Origin of the sequence: Sphingomonas endophytica (assembly GCF_014199415.1) — a bacterium.
Taxonomy (GTDB): Bacteria; Pseudomonadota; Alphaproteobacteria; order Sphingomonadales; family Sphingomonadaceae; genus Sphingomonas; species Sphingomonas endophytica.
The window spans coordinates 106,395-123,549 of the sequence record NZ_JACIJN010000001.1 but is presented as its reverse complement, the minus strand read 5'-3'; the positions used below and the strand labels follow the sequence as shown (position 1 = coordinate 123,549).

Sequence of the window (17,155 nt, the reverse complement as noted above, 5' to 3'; positions counted from 1 at the left end):
CGCTGCGCCAGCCCGGAACGGCCGCGGCGGTGGGCCGTATAGTCCCGACACATGATCGAGGGACTTGATGGCGCTCACCCCGCGCCTCTCCGGGCAGGTTGCCGCCCGGGCGCACCATTCCGGCGCGGCACGCCTGCTCAAGCGCGCCGCGCCGTTTTTCGCGATCGCCGAGGTTTCGGGCGGTCCGTTGCTGATCGCGTCGCTGATCGCGCTCGTGCTGGTCAACTCACCCTGGAGCGGCTGGTACGAGCGGATCTGGGACACCGATCTGCGGCTGAGCTATGGTGGCGAGATCATCGCGCTGCCGCTCGCCGAATGGGTCAACGACGCGCTGATGCCGTTGTTCTTCCTCATCATCGGCACCGAGGTGAAGCGCGAGTTCAGCAAGGGGTCGCTGTCGACGGTGCAGACGGCGGTGCTGCCGGTCGCCGGGGCGATCGGCGGGCTGGTCGTGCCGATCGGAATCTATCTGGCGTTCAACTACGGCACCGCCACGCAGCATGGCTGGGGCGTGGTCGCCGCGATGGACACCGCCTTCAGCCTCGCGATCGTCGCGATGTTCACGACACGGTTGCCGGCGGCGGTGCGCGCGGTGCTGCTCGCCTTCGCCGCGATCGACGACGTCTTCGGCCTGCTGGTGATTGCCTTCGCCTACACCGACACGCTGCAGGTCTCCTATCTGCTGCTGGCGGCGGCCGGCTATGTCGGCATCCTGCTGTTGTTGCGGCTCGGCTGGGTCGCATCGGTCGCCTATGTGCTGCTCGGCGCCGCGGTATGGATCGGCGTGCTCGGGTCGGGCGTGCATCCGACGATCGCCGGGGTGGCGATCGGGTTGCTGCTGCCGACCAGCTCGCGTCTGTCCGAACAACGGTTCGCCGACCGTGTGCAGCGCCCGGTGGATCGCCTGCGTCGCGCGCAGCGGGTGGCGACCACCGCCGACGACGAGGCGACCGCCGAGCGCGGGCGCGAGGAAGCGCAGAGCCAGCTCGGCTATATCCACGAAATGGCGGCGGCGACCGACGAGCCGGCCGAGCGGCTGGTCCGCATCCTGACGCCATGGGTATCCTATCTGATCCTGCCGCTGTTCGCGCTGTCGAACGTGCGCATCCACTTCTCGCCCGAGCTGATCGGCGAGGCGCTGCATGCGCCGTTGGCGCTGGGGATCGTCGCCGGGCTGGTGATCGGCAAGCCGGTCGGCTTCTTTGTCGCGACCCGCGCAGCGGCGGCGACCGGCGTCGCCAGACTGCCTGACGGTGTGACCTGGCGCATGATCGTCGGGATCGGCGGCGTGGCCGGAATCGGCTTCACGATCTCGCTCTTCATCGCCGAACTTGCTTTCGTCGGCAGCGCCGGGACCGAAATCGCCGCGCTCGCGATCCTGACCGCCTCCCTGGTGTCCGGCCTGTTCGGTTATATAATGTTATGGAGTGCGGCTACGCGCGAGGAGCGCACCGCGCCGCCGCCCGTCACGGAATAAAACGTATCGTCGTGGCGGCAGGACATTGTCTCGTCCTCCTTCCTGATCTAGGTTGCAAGCATCTTGGATCGTTCCCCGCTCGCCCCCACGCCCGTTGCGCCTTTCTGCCCATCGCCCGAGATCAGCGCGGCAGTGGCGGCGTTCGCACGCGGGCTCGACCCCAGCGATCCGTTCCTTGCCGCGGTGACGCATTCGACCACGCCGATGGTGGTTAGTGATCCCCGCCTGCCCGACCACCCGCTGGTGTTCGTCAATCAGGCGTTCGAGGCACTGACCGGCTTCCCCGCGGTCGAGGTGATCGGCCGCAATTGCCGCTTCATGCAGGGGCCGCTGACCGAGGATGCCGACATCCAGCGGCTGCGCGACGCGATCGCGAGGCGCGAGCGCATCGACATCGACCTGCTCAACCATCGTCGCGACGGGACGCCGTTCTGGAACCGGTTGATGGTCGCGCCGGTCTTCGATGCGGATGGCGCGCTGCGCTATTTCGTCGCCACCCAGCTTGACGTGACGATCGAGCGTCATCGCCTTCGCCAGTTACAGGACGATCGCGACGCGCTGACCGCCGAGGTGGCGCGGCGCGAGGCGGCGCTGGCGGAGCGCGAGGCGCGGCTGGCGATGGCGTTGAAGGCGGGTGCGCTCGGCACCTGGTCGGTCGCGCTGCCCGATCTCGATGTGACGGTCTCGGACGCCTGTCTCGCCAACTTCGGCCGGGCGCCGGGCGAGCCATTTAACTTCAAGGACTTCGAGCGGAGTCTTCATCCGGAGGATTATCAGCGTGTCCAGGCGGCGCTGGCCGACACGCTCGACCGTGGCACACCCTATGACATCGAATATCGTGTGATGACGCCGGCGGGCGAACAGCGGTGGCTTCATGTTCAGGGTGCGCTGCAACGCCGCGCGGACGGGACGCCGCTGGTGCTGTCGGGCTTTTCCTCGGACATATCGGAGCGCAAGTTCGCCGAGGAGCATCGTGCGGTGCTCGCCCGCGAGTTGACGCACCGGGTCAAGAACACGCTGGCGACGGTCGGCGCGGTGGTGAGCCAGACGTTGCGCGATGCCAGCTCGCTCGCGGACGGCCGCCGGGCGGTCGCCGGACGCATCGCCAGCCTCGGCACCGCGCACGAGCTGCTGGTCCGTGACGAGGTCGAGGGCGCGGCAATCAACGAAATCGTCGAGCGGGTGCTGGCGCCCTTCATCGATACCGGTGGCAGCCGCTTTTCGATCGAGGGTCCCTCGATCCGGCTCTCGCCGGATATCACGCTGGCCTTGTCGATGGCGCTGCACGAGCTGGCGACGAACGCGATCAAATATGGTGCCCTGTCCGTGCCAGAAGGCTCGGTGCAGATCCGCTGGGCGCTCGCGGGCAGCGCCGCCGAGCGACGGTTCCGCTTTTCGTGGATCGAGCGTGACGGTCCGCCGGTCGTCGCGCCGACGCGTATCGGGTTCGGCACACGGATGATCGAGCGGGTGCTGTCCGGCCACGTCAGCGGCGCCGCCGCCATGTCCTATCCGCCCGAGGGCGCGCGATTCGAGATCGAAGCGCCGGTCTGAGTCGCAGGCGCGTCAGTCGTCCTGCTTCGCGGGTTCCTCGCACCGGCAGGCGGGACGCGGCGCCTTGCGCTTCGGCGCGGTGGTGGCGAATTCTGCGGCATCCATCGTGCCGGAGTGATCGCGATCCGCCTCGGTGAAGCGTGTCGTGGTCTTGATCGCCCATTCCTCGAACGTCAGCCGGCCGTCGCCGTTGGTGTCGAGCCTGGCAAAGGCCTTGCGGCGCGGGATGAAATATTCCTCCTGCGTGATCCGCCCGTTGCGGTCCCTGTCGTAGCGGTCGAACCGTTTCTGCTCGCGGCTTCGCGCCGGCGCTTCGGGCAGCGCCGCGGCGGGTGGATCGGCCGGCGCGCTCCCCGCTGCGGGGCGTGCCGACGCGGCCGTGATCGGTGACGCGTCAGGATGCGCAGCGCCGTCGAAGATCAGCCACCCCGCCCCGACCAGCGCCATGGCCGCTGCCCCGCCGACCAGATACCGCCACATGCCCCCATGCTCCCCGCTGCGATCGCCGGCACGCTAGCGCGCGGCGCAGCGTGTGCAAGATGGCGGTCAGCGCCCGCTGACCCGAAGCCACAACAAGCGAGCGGCGCGCGCCGGGTGACCATGCGGCCGACGATCGGTCCGCAGATCGAGACGGACGGTCTGCGCGATGGCGCCGATGGCACGTGCGGGTGTCGGCCAGCGGAACGCCGCCGTGCCCGCGAACGCTTCCTGCGCCAGCGCGCGTGCGCGATCGGCCTTGTCGCGGGCGTCGAGGTGCGTCGCCAGATCGGCCAGCGCCCAGCCGGCGCCCGCGGCCGGGATCGCCGGATCATCGACGCCGACGACCGTCGCCATGGCGGCGAACAGGCCGCTGCCTCGCTGGGTGGCATGCGCATGCATCGCCGCCGCGTCGAGCGTCGGTTCGAGCAATGCTTCCCAGCCTTCGACGAGGTCGGCAAGGCGGCGACCCGGAACCCGGGGCACGACCACGCGCGCGAGTTCCTCCAGCAACGGCTCGGCAGGCGGCGCGGAGTCATCGAGCGCCGATAGCGCCCCATGCCACCAGGTCAGCCGCATCTGCCCGATCATCGGCTCGCGAGTGGTCCGCAGTATGCCTGCCAGCCGGTCATCCAACCGCCACAATGCGGCGAGCGCCGGGCGGTGCGCGGGTGCGGCATAGGTCAACGCCAATGCGCGTTCCGGGTCGGCATCCGTCGAGGTAAATTGCTGATTAACCATTAAAGTTTAGCCGCCCTTACCCATTCCCTCTCCATGAGAGCACTGCCTTGCGGTTTGTAATGTAAAGAGAAATTGCGCGTGCCGCTTTCCCTGTCGCGTACCCTGCCCCGTCTGTTCCGCAACGTCGCCGGCAACGTGGCGATCATGGCGGCTTTTGCGGTCATCCCGCTGCTGGCGATGATCGGCGGTGCGATCGACACCAGCCGTACCTACATGGCCTACACCCGGCTGCAACAGGCATGTGACGCCGGTGCGCTCGCCGGACGCAAGGCGATGTCGAACGTCACGCGGCTGACCGATGCCGAAAAGGCGAAGGCGACCGAATTCTTCCGCTTCAACTTTCCGACGGGGACCTATTCGGCCGAGCAGATCAACGCGGTCTATGACAAGGGCGCGAACGGCGTGGTGGTCGGCCGCGCGTCGCTGTCGATGCCGACGACGCTGATGCGCATCTTCGGCTTCGGCGCGATCCCGGTGAGCACGACCTGCCAGGCCGAGTTGAACATCCCGAACACCGACGTCATGTTCGTGCTCGACGTGACCGGGTCGATGGACCTCACGCCGAGTGGCCAGATCACGAACGACGAGACGCAAAGCCGCATCTACGGTCTCAAGCAGGCGGTGAAGGATTTCTATGCCGCGCTCGGACCGGGACCCGCGAGCGGCCCCGGGCGGATCCGCTACGGCTTCATGCCTTACTCGTCGAACGTCAACGTCGGGCGGATCGTCTACGGCTTGAGTCCCGCCTACATTGCGGGAGGGAGCGGCACCGAATACGTGAAATATCCGTCGCGCAGCGGCGAATACGTCCGGCGGTCCTGCGACTATGGCTGCGATTACGTCGACTGGTCGCCGACCGTCTTCACGCTGGACGTTAGCCAATGGGTAAGGTCGACCAACCGCGTCGCCAATCCTGCCTATTGGACCGGCAATCCGACCGGGCAAAACGACGGCGCCCCTTCGTCGTTCGCGTGGGATGGCTGCATCCGGGAGGCAAGTACGTTGCAGACCATCGGCGCATCCTCGTCTCTGGATGCGCCGGCGACCGCGTACGACCTGCAGATCGATCTGAAGCCGAACAGCAAGGCGACGCGCTGGAAGCCGGCGCTGTCCGAAGCATTGGCAACGAAGATGACCTATTACGATCGCACCACCAGATCGTGGCGGCTCTACCGCGGCGCGGTCTGCCCGCAGGCGGCGAGCGCGCTTGCACAATATACGTCGGATTATAACAGCACGACGAAGACCTCCACGGCGTTCAACGCGTACGTAGACACGCTGGACGCCGGAGGACAGACCTACCATGATCTCGGGCTGATGTGGGGGGCGCGCTTCCTTTCGCCGACCGGCATTTTCAGCGCCACGAATTCGGACGCGGTCGCGCCGGGCGGCTTCCAGGTGTCACGCCACATCGTCTTCATGACCGACGGCAAGCTGCAGCCAACGTCCTATCTGGCCGATGCATGGGGCATCAACAATCTGATGGACAAAGTACAGGCGGACAATGCGGTGGCTCCGGCGACCGCCAGCGACGACGATGTCTATCAAAGCCATCTGCGGCGCACACAGATCGTCTGCAACGAGATGAAGAAGCGCGGCTTCATCATCTGGATCGTCGGCTTCGGGACCGAAGGGCTGTCGCAGGAACTCAAGGAATGCGCCACCGATCCGGATCACTGGTCGATCGCGACCGACACGACGGCGCTGCGCCGGTCCTTCGCCAAGATCGCGCAGACGATCGGCGGGCTGCGGTTGTCGTCATGACCCGGCGACGACGGTCTCTACGCGCGCTGCGGGGCGCGAAGGACGGCGCGACGCTGGTCGAATTCGGGCTGGTGGCGCTCCCGTTCCTGACGCTGATCATGGGGGCGCTCGACCTCGGCTATCAGGTCTATCTCAGCGCGCTGACCAACGGCGCGATGGAGCGCGCGGCGCGCAAGGCGACGGTCGGCAGCGTCACCAAGGATCAGGTCGCGGCGGTGATTCGCTCCGAAGTCCGCACCATCCTGCCCAGGGGCAGCCGCGACGATCCCGCCGCAGTGACGGTGACGCCGCTCAGCTACACCAATTTCGCGTCGGTCGGCAAAGGCGAACGGATCGTCGCAGATACCGCGCCGGTCGGTCAGTATAATTCGACCGACTGCTACGAAGACCGCAACAACAACGGCCGCTACGACGCGACGTTCGGCGGGGGTGACGACATGGGCAGCGCCGACGACGTCATCTATTACGATGTGCTGGTGAAGGTGCCGCGGCTGTTCCCGCTGGCGCAGGCGATCGGGCTCGGCGCGTTCACGATCGTCGACGCCCGCACGCTGATCCGCAATCAGCCGTATGGCGATCAGCAGATCCGGGTGCGCTGCTCGTGAGCGGGGTGCGACCAGCGGCCGGCCTCCGGCAGCGGCTCGGCCGCGATCGTTCGGGCGTGGCGATGATCGAGTTCGCGCTGTCGCTGGTGTTTCTGGTGCCGATCGCGATGGTCGGGATCGAGCTGGCCAATCTGGCGGTGGTGACGCTGCGGCTGAACCAGCTTGCAATGATGGTTTCGGACAATGTCGCCCGTTACCGCGGCAGCATCGACGAGGCACAGGTTGACGAGGTAATGACCGGGGTGGCCTTCGCCGGCCGCGGGATTGGCTTCGGGCAGCAGGGACGCGTGATCGTCTCGACGCTCGAAAGCAATGGCCAGACCGGCACGCAGACCGGCTACAAGATCACGTGGCAACGTTGTTTCGGCGCGAAGAACGTGAGCTCGTCTTATGGCCTCGAGGGGGCGGGCGCGACCGACGCCACGCTGGCCTCCGGGATGGGACCGTCGGCCAACAAGGTGAAGCCGGTCGACAATTCGGCGCTGATCTTCGCCGAGCTCCGTTACACGTACCGGCCGATCGTCGGCACCGGCTTCATGCCGGCGCGCGAACTGACGTCGCTTCAGTCGTTCACGGTGCGGGACCGGTCGTCACAGACGCTGACCAACACCACGAACATGACCGATGCGCAGCGCCGGCTGTGCGATGCCGCGCACCTCTCCGCCACCTGAACGGCAGCGGAGTGGTGCGACGGCGGGTCAGCCGCGGTAGCAGACCTTCTTGACCGTCTTGACGATCTTGTCGGTCGAGATCAGCGCGAGCTTTTCGAGATTGGCGGCATAGGGCAGCGGCACGTCCTCGTTGGTCACGCGCAGCACCGGCGCGTCGAGGTCGTCGAACCCTTCCTCCATCGCGATCGCGGCGATTTCCGAGGCGATCGAGCAGGTCGGCCAGCCTTCCTCGACCACCACCAGCCGGTTGGTCTTGGCGAGCGACGTGAGCACCGTCTGCTTGTCGAGCGGGCGCAGCGTGCGCAGGTCGACGACCTCCGCCTCGATCCCCTCACCCGCCAGCGTCTCGGCGGCTTCGAGCGCGAGCCCGACGCCGATCGAATAGCTGACGATCGTCACGTCCTTGCCCTCACGCATGATGCGGGCCTTGCCGATCGGCAGCACCCAGTCGTCGAGCTTGGGGATCTCGAACGAGCGGCCGTACAGCAGTTCGTTCTCGAGAAACACGACCGGATCCTGGCTGCGGATCGCGGCCTTCAGCAGACCCTTGGCATCGGCCGCGTCATACGGCGCGATCACGATAAGTCCCGGCACCGAGGCGTACCACGGACCGTAATTCTGCGAGTGCTGCGCGCCGACGCGGCTCGCCGCGCCGTTCGGACCACGGAACACGATCGGACAACGCATCTGTCCGCCCGACATGTAATTGGTCTTGGCGGCCGAGTTGATGATGTGGTCGATCGCCTGCATCGCGAAGTTGAAGGTCATGAACTCGACGATCGGCTTCAGCCCGCCCATCGCCGCGCCCGTGCCGACGCCGGCAAAGCCATATTCGGTGATCGGCGTGTCGATGACGCGCTTGTCGCCGAACTCGTCGAGCAGGCCCTGGGTAACCTTATAGGCACCCTGATATTGCGCGACTTCTTCGCCCATCACGAACACGCGCTCGTCGGCGCGCATTTCTTCGGCCATCGCGTCGCGCAGCGCTTCGCGGACGGTGACCTTGACCATCTCGGTGCCCGCCGGGATCGCGGGATCGGACACCTCGGCCTTGTGGCTCGCCGCCTCGAACAACTGGCGCGCGCCGGTGTCGACCTTTTCCTGCGCGGGATGCGCCGAATCCTCGACGGTGTCGGGCTTCTTCTCATCGGCCTGCGCATCGGCCTTCGGCGAATCGTCCTTGGTCGCCGCGCCGGTGTCCGCACCGACTTCCTCGCCCTCACCGGCGAGCTGCATGATGACCGTACCGACCTTCACGCCATCGGTGCCCTCGGCAACGAGGATTTTCGCCACGGTGCCTTCATCGACCGCCTCGAACTCCATCGTCGCCTTGTCGGTCTCGATCTCGGCCATGATGTCGCCTGACTTCACCGTGTCGCCTTCCTTGACGAGCCACTTGGCGAGCGTGCCCTCCTCCATGGTGGGCGACAGCGCCGGCATCTTGATGTCGATCGCCATCTCAATACTTCTCCACCAGAATATCGGTATACAATTCGGCCGGATCCGGCTCCGGCGTGCTTTCGGCGAAATCGGCCGACTCGGCGACCTGCTTGCGGATGCGCTGCTCGACGGCCTTGAAGTCCTCTTCCTTGACCCCGTGGCCCTCTGTCAGCAGCTTCTTGACGTGCTCGATCGGGTCGGACTTGTCGCGAACCGCCTGCACTTCGTCGCGCGAGCGGTACTTGGCCGGATCGGACATCGAGTGACCGCGATAGCGATAGGTCTTCATCTCGAGGATGATCGGCCCCTTGCCCGCACGCACCCACGCCAGCGCCTCCTCCGCGGCACCGCGCGACGCCAGCACGTCCATGCCGTCGACCTGAATGCCGGGGATGCGGAAGCTCTCGCCGCGGCGATACAGCTGGTCCTCCGCCGAGGCGCGGTTCACGCTGGTGCCCATCGCATACTGGTTGTTCTCGATCACGAAGATGATCGGGAGCTTCCATAGCTCGGCCATGTTGAAGCTCTCGTACACCTGACCCTGATTGGCCGCGCCGTCACCGAAATAGGCGAGGCATACGCCACCGTCGTTGTTGTACTTGTGGCTGAACGCGAGGCCCGCGCCGAGCGACACCTGCGCGCCGACGATGCCATGACCGCCGTAGAACTTATGCTCGACGCTGAACATGTGCATCGAGCCGCCCTTGCCCTTCGAGATGCCGGCCTGACGCCCGGTCAGCTCCGCCATCACGTCCTTGGGCGGGATCCCGCACAACAGCATATGGCCGTGGTCGCGATAGCCGGTGATCACCGAATCCTTCTCGGTCAGCGCCGACTGGAGCCCGACCGCCACGGCTTCCTGCCCGATGTACAGGTGGCAAAAACCACCGATCAGCCCGAGGCCATACAACTGCCCGGCCTTCTCCTCGAAGCGGCGGATCAGCAGCATGTCCTCGTAGAATTTGAGGAGTTCGTCCTTGCTTGCTTCATAGGGGCGCGGCTCGGCGGGACGCTCGCGATTCGTTTTCTGCGGGTCGGCAGCCGGTGCTTCGCTGCGTGCGGGGGCTTTTGCCACGATGGACACTACCTCGTTTCTTGGAAGACGTAGCGGCCTATAGCCACGGCACGGTGCAGACTGCAAACCCCACCGGCTTGCAAGGGATTGGGGGGCGGTCTACGCGGGCGGCAATGAGCGCGCCGGTCCCTTCGTCTGCCCCGCTGCATCCGCTGCGGATCGCCAATTTCCGGGCCTATTGGCTCTCCCGTTTCGCGGGCACGATCGCGGTCAGCGCGCAGGCGATCATCATCGGCTGGCAGGTCTATGGGATCGCGCGCGAGACGATGGACATCCGCGGCGCCGCGTTCATGCTCGGCATGATCGGTCTGGTGCAGTTCGTGCCCCTGTTCCTGCTGACCCCGGTTGTCGGGCTGGTCGCCGACAGCGTCGACCGGCGCTGGATCGTGCGCGGGACGACCGCGTTGCTGGTGCTCAACGCCGCCACGCTCGGGCTGCTGACCTGGTCGGGTAATCTTTCGTTGCCGGCGCTTTTTTCGGCCGCGGTGCTGATCGGGATCGCGCGCGCCTTCTCCGGCCCGGCCTATGCCGCGCTCGCTCCCAACCTCGTGCCGAAGGAAAGCCTGCCGACCGCGATCGCGATCTCGTCGATCGCGTGGCAATTCGGGACGGTGGCGGGCCCCAGCATCGGCGGCCTGCTCTATGCGATCCATCCCGACGTCGCGTACGGGGTGATCTCGGCGCTGCTGGGGCTGGCGCTGGCGACGATGCTCCTGATCGGCAAGGTGCCGCAACCGCGCGCGCAGAAGGACCGCCGGCCGATCCAGCGCATCCTCGACGGCTTCTCCTATGTACGGCGTAACCGACTTGTCCTGGCGGCGATTACGCTGGATCTCTTTGCGGTGCTGCTGGCCGGCGCGACCGCGTTGCTGCCGATCTACGCCCGCGACATCCTGCACGTCGGTGCGAGCGGGCTCGGCTTCCTTGCGGCGGGCATGGGAATCGGTGCGGCGACGACGGCGATCTGGTTCTCGTTCCGGCCGATGAAGTCGAACGTCGGCGTCAAGATGCTGACGGCGGTGATCGTCTTCGGGCTGGCGATCCTCACCTTCGGCGTGGCGACGCAGGTCACCGAGGCGCTGGGCGTCACCCGCATCGGTGCGGACGGCGCCATCCGCGTCGATTTCGTCATCAGCCTCGTGGCGCTGATCGTCGCAGGCGGCGCGGACATGGTCTCGGTCTATGTCCGTACCTCGTTGATCCAGCTCCACACCCCCGATGCGATGCGCGGACGGGTCAGCGCGGTGTCGCAGCTTACCATCTCGGCGTCGAACGAACTGGGCGAGGCGGAGAGCGGGTTGCTCGCCTCGTTGCTCGGCCCGGTCGGCGCGGTGGTGTTCGGCGGGGTCGGCGCGATCGCGGTGACCTTGCTGTGGTCGCGGCTTTTCCCGGAACTCCGCCGCGCGCGGACCTTTGATCCGCCCGACATGCTCGATATCGAACCACAACATGGAGTAGCGCAGCCATGAAGGCCCAGAACGTACTCGCGACGATCGGCAATACGCCGCACATCCGCATCCAGAAGCTCTTCCCCGGCTCGGAAGTGTGGATCAAGTCCGAGCGGGCGAACCCCGGCGGCTCGATCAAGGACCGCATCGCGCTGGCGATGATCGAGGCGGCGGAGGCGTCCGGCGCGCTCCAGCCAGGCGGCACGATCATCGAGCCGACCAGCGGCAACACCGGCATCGGGCTCGCAATGGTTGCGGCGGTGAAGGGCTACAAGCTCGTCCTCGTCATGCCGGAGAGCATGAGCCTCGAGCGTCGCCGGCTGATGCTGGCCTATGGCGCGCAGTTCGACCTGACGCCGCGCGAGAAGGGCATGAAGGGCGCGATCGAGCGCGCGCTGGAGCTGGTCGAGCAGACGCCCGGCGCGTGGATGCCGCAGCAATTCGAGAACCCGGCGAATATCGACGTTCACGTCCGCACCACCGCGCAGGAGATCCTCAACGACTTCCGCGACTCGCCGATCGACGTCATCATCACCGGGGTCGGCACCGGCGGGCACATCACCGGCGTCGCCGAGGTGCTGAAGAAGGAATGGCCGAACCTGAAGGTGTTCGCGGTCGAGCCGCAGGCTTCGCCGGTGATCGGCGGGGGACAGGCCGGGCCGCATCCGATCCAGGGTATCGGCGCAGGGTTCATCCCCGCCAACTTGCATACGCAGGCGCTCGACGGAGTGATTGAGGTCGATGCCGCGGTCGCCAAGGATATGGCGCGGCGTTCGGCGCGCGAGGAAGGGCTGCTGGTCGGGATCTCGTCGGGCGCCACGCTGGCGGCGATCCTCCAGAAGTTGCCCGACCTGCCCGACGACGTGCGGGTGCTCGGCTTCAACTACGACACCGGCGAGCGTTACCTGTCGGTGCCGGACTTCCTGCCGGAGAATTGACCTGTCCGAGCTGAGCTGGACCATGCGCGCGATCCTTGCCGGGATCGCGACATCGGCGCTCGTCGCCCCCGCGCTGATCGCGCGCCGGGCGCCGGCGGTGCCGCGCGCGATCGCCGCGAAGGTGGTGCGCCCGCAACGCGTCGCAGTCGCCGGCGAGGTGCCGACGGTCGAGCCGGTCGAGTTGCAGGATCTCACCCCCGAGGACGCGCGGACCTATAATGCGGCAATCCCGTTCGTGCGCGGACCGCGCCCCGCCGCCCGCCCCTTCCGGTTCGCAGGTGACGACGTGCAGCGGGCGCGGGCGACCGACTGTCTTGCCGCAGCCGCCTGGTACGAGGCGGGTGACGATCCGGTCGGGCAGCAGGCCGTGGTGCAGGTGGTGCTCAACCGACTGCGGCATCCCGCCTTTCCGAAGACGGTGTGCGGCGTCGTCTTTCAGGGGCAGGAGCGCGCGACCGGCTGCCAGTTCACCTTCACTTGCGACGGCGCGCTGACCCGGCATCCGTCCGAGCCGGCGTGGGAGCGCGCGCGGCAGGTGGCGACCAAGGCGTTGAACGGCGCGGTGTTCGCCAAGGTCGGCTATGCCACGCATTATCATACCGATTGGGTGGTGCCCTATTGGAGCGCGAGCCTCGACAAGCTTGCCGAGATCCACACGCATCTGTTCTTCCGCTGGACCGGCTGGTGGGGGACGCCGGCGGCGTTCCGGCGCACCGTGTCGAGCGACGAGCCGGTGATCGCGCTGCTGGGCACCCTCTCCCCGGTTCATCGTCTCGGCGGGGCGCTGGAGGAAGCCACGACCGCGATTGCCGCTGCCCCGCCCGGCGTCACGGTCGCGCCGCTTGCGACGGGCATGGTGCCCGGCGAGCCCGACAGCGTCACGGCCTTGCTGACCGGCGGTGCCGCCGACACCTATCCCGCGACTGCCAAGGCAGCGTGTGGCACGCGGCCGAAGTGCAAGTTCCTCGGCTGGACCGACCGTGCGATGCTACCGCGCGGCACAGCGATGACTCCGGAGCAGATGGCGAACATGTCGTTCAGTTACCTCCGCGACCAGAACGCGGGGCTGGAACGCGAGCTGTGGAATTGCCGCGAGTTCCCGCGCACCGGACCGGGTTTGTGTATGCGACGGCAGGTGGTGCCGGTCGCAGCCCCGACCGGCGCGCCGGTCCTGCGCGGGCCAGCCGATCTGGATGGCGTCCGGCGCCGTGATGAGCCGGTCGCGGCTACGACGCCCGCCTCGTAGCAATGGTCACGCTTGATTTCGCGCGGACAGCCCCAAAGCGCGTGCCAAGCGTCCGCACCGGGCTCGGCCAGCATCTGGACGGTCATTGCTATCTTCTAACGTCATCCCGGACCTGATCCGAGATCCCGCTGCTTCAAGCGCTGGCGGGAGGCGGAGCTTTGGACGAGGTCCGCGGCGTCGCGTAACGCATTGTCCGCTCCGAGGCATCCCGAAGGGTCGCGGAAGCGGTACACGACGATCGCGCCTCACCGGCGGGCTCGTCGGGCGGCGCACGCGCCACCATCGGCCGCCCGCAAACGAAAAGGGCGGCCCGCAGGCCGCCCCTCACCTGTTCCCGAAGGAACCCGCCTCAGCGCCCACCCGGCACCGGTGCGGCCGGACCGCCCGGCGCACCGCCCGGTCCGCCCATGCCCTGCATCCCGCCCATCATGCTCTGCTGCATCTGAAGCTGACGCAGCGTCGCCTCGGGGATGAAGTCCTGCAGCTCGACGTCGAAGACCAGCGTCGAATTGGCGGGGATCGGCCCGTTGGCGCGCTCGCCATAGCCGAGTTCCGGCTTGATCCAGAACCGGTACTTGGCGCCCTTGTGCATCAGCTTCAGGCCTTCGGAAAAGCCCGGCACGACACCGGCGACCGGCAGCGGCGTCGGCTGCTGCGACTTGTCGAAGACCGTACCGTCGACCAACCGGCCCTCGTAGTTGACGAGCGTGACGTCGGTGTCGGTCGGCAGGCCGCCCTTGGTGTCGCCGGGCTTGATCACCTGATAGCGCAGGCCCGACGGCGTCGTGACGATGCCGGTGCTCCCGAAGCGCGCCAAGGTCACGCCTGCCACCAGGGCGATCAACAATCCCGCCACCAGCCATAGCACGTAAGCGCGACGGACAGGAGGGATCGGAACGGCGGTGACAGTCGACATCGGCGGGCAACCTCAGGCTTGCACGCGCCGCCGCGACGACGCGCACTGGCAGATACGGGGTGAACGCAGCGCCGCCGGCAGCAGCGCTACGACCGGCGCGTCTTACCGCGCGCCGTCACGCTCCGCACGCTTGCGCTCCAGCTTGCGTGCACGACGCACCGCCGCCGCACGCTCACGCGCGCGCTTCTCCGACGGCTTCTCGTAGTGGCGACGCAGCTTCATTTCGCGATAGACGCCCTCACGCTGCAGCTTCTTCTTGAGTGCGCGAAGGGCTTGGTCAACATTGTTGTCGCGAACGATGATCTGCATTGGAACCTTCAACTCCGGATCAAACAGGTAATGCGGCGGCGAGCGAGGCTCGCGCCGAACACACCGGCCCTAGCAGCAAGTACCCAGCCTCGCAAGCGTTCACGCGATCCTGATCGGCGCGGTCACGACGCGCCGGTGCTGGAGCGCCGGCACACGGCCGCGCACGTCGTGCAGTCGTGTGCCGTCGATCTCGGCATAACCGATCCCCGGCGCCTCGCCCATGTCGAGCAGCACTTCGCCCCAAGGATCGACGACCAGCGAATGGCCGTAGGTGGTGCGGCCATCCTCATGCACCCCGGTCTGCGCAGCGGCGACCAGATGCACCCCGGCCTCGATCGCCCGCGCGCGCAGAAGCACGTGCCAATGCGCCGCCCCGGTCGGACGCGTGAAGCTGGCGGGAACGGTGAGCACCTGCGCGCCGGCATCGGTCAAGGCGCGGTAAAGGTCGGGAAAGCGCATGTCGTAGCAGATCGACAGCCCCATCGGCCCCAGCGGCGTCCCGACCACCACCGGCCGGTCGCCGGCCGCATAGCTCGCCGATTCGCGCCAGCTCTCGCCGCCCGGCAGATCGACGTCGAACAGATGCATCTTGTCGTAGCGCGCGCGGATATTGCCGATCGCATCGATCACGAAGCTGCGGTTGGAGAGACGCCCGTCCGGCCGGCGCAACGCCAGCGATCCCAGATGAACCCACACGCCGGCCCGTGCCGCCGCCTCGCGCACCGCCACCAGCACGCGGTCGTCGCCCTCGCGCATGATCGACGATGCGGCGCGGGTGCGGTCGCGATCGAGCAGGCCCGACATTTCCGGCGTGAAGACCATCCCGGCGCCTTCCTTGCCCGCTTCGTCGATCGCCGCGACCAGGGCAGCCGCGTTCCTCGCAGGGTCGATTCCAGTCGTGGTCTGAACGACGGCAATCTTCGTCACATGGGGCTCCTTGCTGCTGCACGCTGCGGAACAGCAAGCGCATCACATGCGCAAGTGTTGCAACGCGGCAACATCCGCAGACGGTTGGCGTAGCGGGGCGAGCGGATTATGAGCGCGCGATGACCGGCGCTCCCCTCATCCTGTACAACAGCCTCTCGCGCAGCCCAGAGACCTTCGCGCCGCTCGATCCCGGCAACGTCCGCATCTATTCGTGCGGGCCAACCGTCTATCATTATGCGCACCTCGGCAATCTGCGCGCCTATGTCTTCACCGATACGCTGAGCCGGACGATCGCGTGGAAGGGCTGGCCGCTGACGCATGTCATCAACATCACCGACGTCGGGCACCTGACCTCCGACGCCGATGCGGGCGACGACAAGATGGAGGCGGCGGCGCGCGTGAGCGGACAGGATATCTGGGCGATTGCAAAGCATTATACCAAGGCCTTCAAGCAGAACCTCGCGGATCTGAACGTCCGGACGCCGACTCACATGCCGCTCGCGACCGACCATGTCGCCGAGATGATCGCCTGGGGCGAGCAGATCGCGCCACGCCATTGCTACCAACTGGCGGACGGCCTTTATTTCGATACTACCACCGTGCCGGACTATGGCCGGCTGGCGGGCGCGGCCGACGATGCCGCGCACGGGCGGATCGAGACGGTCGCGGGCAAGCGGCACCCGCAGGATTTCGCGATCTGGCGCACCACCCCGCCCGGCGAGACGCGCCAGATGGAGTGGGATTCGCCATGGGGCCGTGGCGCGCCGGGCTGGCATCTCGAATGTTCGGTGATGGCGGCGAAATATCTCGGCGCAGCGTTCGACATCCACACCGGCGGGATCGATCATCGCGAGATCCACCATCCCAACGAAATCGCGCAGAATCAGGCACATTGCGAGTGCGCGGACACCGGCGCGACCTTCTGGATGCACAACAACTTCCTTGTCGATCGCACGGGAAAGATGAGCAAATCCTCCGGCGAGTTCCTGACGCTGTCGCGGGTGGTGGAACGCGGCTTCCACCCCCTGTCCTATCGGCTGATGTGTCTGCAGGCGCATTATCGCAGCGAGCTGGAATTCTCGTGGGAGAATCTGGCGGCGGCGCAGGTGCGTCTCAAACGCTGGGTTCATGCGGTGGAGACGTTGCGCCAGCGCGCCGACGGCGCTGGCGCAACGGCCGCCGGGTACCTCGAACAGCTCGACGCCGCGCTCAGCGACGATCTCGCCACCCCCCGCGCGCTGCCGGTGCTCGACGCGCTGCTCGGCGATAAGAAGTTTTCGGCCGCGGATCGGCTGGCGACGCTGCGTGCGTTCGACGCGGTGCTGGGACTCGACCTCGCGCGGCTCGACCGCGCGACGCTGCGGGTCCGGCCAGCGGATGCGCGGATCGAGGAACCGGCGATCGCGGCGCGCCTGACCGAGCGGAACGAGGCGCGGGTGGCGAAGGACTTCGGCCGCTCCGATGCGATCCGTGACGAACTCGCGGCGGCGGGGGTCGAGGTGATGGACGGCGATCCGCTCGGCTGGGACTGGAAATTGCCGGGCTGAGCGCAAGAAGAGGACGACCA

16 protein-coding genes are annotated in these 17,155 nt (G+C 67.1%); 9 read left to right on the top strand and 7 right to left on the bottom strand.

The genetic code is table 11. The features are described 5' to 3' along the window. Positions 1-67: 67 nt before the first annotated feature. On the top strand, positions 68-1,477 hold the full coding sequence (gene nhaA, locus FHS97_RS00480; protein ID WP_184032368.1) for a Na+/H+ antiporter NhaA: 1,410 nt from the start codon (positions 68-70) through the stop codon (positions 1,475-1,477). A gap of 63 nt (positions 1,478-1,540) precedes the next feature. After that, positions 1,541-3,031 (top strand): HWE histidine kinase domain-containing protein, encoded by a 1,491-nt coding sequence (locus FHS97_RS00475; RefSeq protein WP_184032367.1) that lies wholly within the window; start codon positions 1,541-1,543, stop codon positions 3,029-3,031. A 12-nt stretch (positions 3,032-3,043) separates the two neighbouring features. On the opposite strand, the gene FHS97_RS00470 is transcribed toward FHS97_RS00475, so the two are convergent. Together FHS97_RS00470 and FHS97_RS00465 are read right to left on the bottom strand one after the other, a co-directional pair. Then, a complete protein-coding gene (locus tag FHS97_RS00470; RefSeq protein ID WP_184032366.1) occupies positions 3,044-3,511 on the bottom strand; it encodes an EF-hand domain-containing protein in 468 nt (155 codons plus the stop codon). A 66-nt stretch (positions 3,512-3,577) separates the two neighbouring features. Continuing rightward, the gene (locus tag FHS97_RS00465) at positions 3,578-4,201 is read right to left on the bottom strand and encodes a squalene/phytoene synthase family protein (RefSeq protein ID WP_246346353.1); all 624 of its coding nucleotides are present in this window, start codon (positions 4,199-4,201) and stop codon (positions 3,578-3,580) included. A gap of 126 nt (positions 4,202-4,327) precedes the next feature. Between FHS97_RS00465 and FHS97_RS00460 the strand changes: the two genes are divergently transcribed. The 3 genes from FHS97_RS00460 to FHS97_RS00450 are packed head-to-tail and all read left to right on the top strand — an operon-like array spanning position 4,328 to position 7,289. Next, on the top strand, positions 4,328-6,013 hold the full coding sequence (locus FHS97_RS00460) for a pilus assembly protein TadG-related protein (RefSeq protein WP_184032361.1): 1,686 nt from the start codon (positions 4,328-4,330) through the stop codon (positions 6,011-6,013). Beyond that, positions 6,010-6,618 (top strand): TadE/TadG family type IV pilus assembly protein, encoded by a 609-nt coding sequence (locus FHS97_RS00455; protein WP_184032359.1) that lies wholly within the window; start codon positions 6,010-6,012, stop codon positions 6,616-6,618. Before FHS97_RS00460 ends, FHS97_RS00455 begins: the two co-directional genes overlap by 4 nt. Then, on the top strand, positions 6,615-7,289 hold the full coding sequence (locus tag FHS97_RS00450) for a TadE/TadG family type IV pilus assembly protein (protein ID WP_184032357.1): 675 nt from the start codon (positions 6,615-6,617) through the stop codon (positions 7,287-7,289). The genes FHS97_RS00455 and FHS97_RS00450 overlap by 4 nt, the downstream gene beginning before the upstream one ends. 27 nt (positions 7,290-7,316) lie before the next feature. Here the strand turns inward: FHS97_RS00450 and FHS97_RS00445 are convergent, their stop codons facing one another. Both FHS97_RS00445 and pdhA read right to left on the bottom strand, forming a co-directional pair. Next, positions 7,317-8,747 carry a pyruvate dehydrogenase complex E1 component subunit beta gene (locus FHS97_RS00445; RefSeq protein ID WP_184032356.1) on the bottom strand — a complete coding sequence of 477 codons (1,431 nt, stop codon included), beginning with the start codon at positions 8,745-8,747 and terminating at the stop codon, positions 7,317-7,319. Position 8,748: 1 nt separating this feature from the next. After that, positions 8,749-9,804 carry a pyruvate dehydrogenase (acetyl-transferring) E1 component subunit alpha gene (pdhA, locus tag FHS97_RS00440; protein ID WP_184032355.1) on the bottom strand — a complete coding sequence of 352 codons (1,056 nt, stop codon included), beginning with the start codon at positions 9,802-9,804 and terminating at the stop codon, positions 8,749-8,751. A 113-nt stretch (positions 9,805-9,917) separates the two neighbouring features. Between pdhA and FHS97_RS00435 the strand changes: the two genes are divergently transcribed. From FHS97_RS00435 to FHS97_RS00425, 3 genes are read left to right on the top strand one after another with little or no spacing between them, the layout of a single operon-like run. Beyond that, complete coding sequence (locus FHS97_RS00435; RefSeq protein ID WP_184032354.1) at positions 9,918-11,273, top strand: MFS transporter; 1,356 nt, start codon at positions 9,918-9,920, stop codon at positions 11,271-11,273. Then, positions 11,270-12,190, top strand: coding sequence for a cysteine synthase A (gene cysK, locus FHS97_RS00430; RefSeq protein WP_184032353.1), 921 nt, complete (start codon positions 11,270-11,272; stop codon positions 12,188-12,190). Before FHS97_RS00435 ends, cysK begins: the two co-directional genes overlap by 4 nt. A gap of 22 nt (positions 12,191-12,212) precedes the next feature. Then, a complete protein-coding gene (locus FHS97_RS00425) occupies positions 12,213-13,436 on the top strand; it encodes a cell wall hydrolase (protein ID WP_184032351.1) in 1,224 nt (407 codons plus the stop codon). Between the two features lie 349 nt (positions 13,437-13,785). On the opposite strand, the gene FHS97_RS00420 is transcribed toward FHS97_RS00425, so the two are convergent. From FHS97_RS00420 to FHS97_RS00410, 3 genes are all read right to left on the bottom strand, one after another. After that, positions 13,786-14,352, bottom strand: coding sequence for an FKBP-type peptidyl-prolyl cis-trans isomerase (locus tag FHS97_RS00420; protein ID WP_184032350.1), 567 nt, complete (start codon positions 14,350-14,352; stop codon positions 13,786-13,788). Positions 14,353-14,454: 102 nt separating this feature from the next. Beyond that, on the bottom strand, positions 14,455-14,661 hold the full coding sequence (rpsU, locus tag FHS97_RS00415) for a 30S ribosomal protein S21 (RefSeq protein ID WP_007404630.1): 207 nt from the start codon (positions 14,659-14,661) through the stop codon (positions 14,455-14,457). A 99-nt stretch (positions 14,662-14,760) separates the two neighbouring features. Continuing rightward, entirely contained in the window at positions 14,761-15,588 is an 828-nt protein-coding gene (locus FHS97_RS00410) for a nitrilase-related carbon-nitrogen hydrolase (protein ID WP_184032349.1), read from the bottom strand. Between the two features lie 119 nt (positions 15,589-15,707). Between FHS97_RS00410 and cysS the strand changes: the two genes are divergently transcribed. After that, positions 15,708-17,135 carry a cysteine--tRNA ligase gene (gene cysS, locus FHS97_RS00405; protein WP_184032348.1) on the top strand — a complete coding sequence of 476 codons (1,428 nt, stop codon included), beginning with the start codon at positions 15,708-15,710 and terminating at the stop codon, positions 17,133-17,135. Positions 17,136-17,155 lie beyond the last annotated feature (20 nt).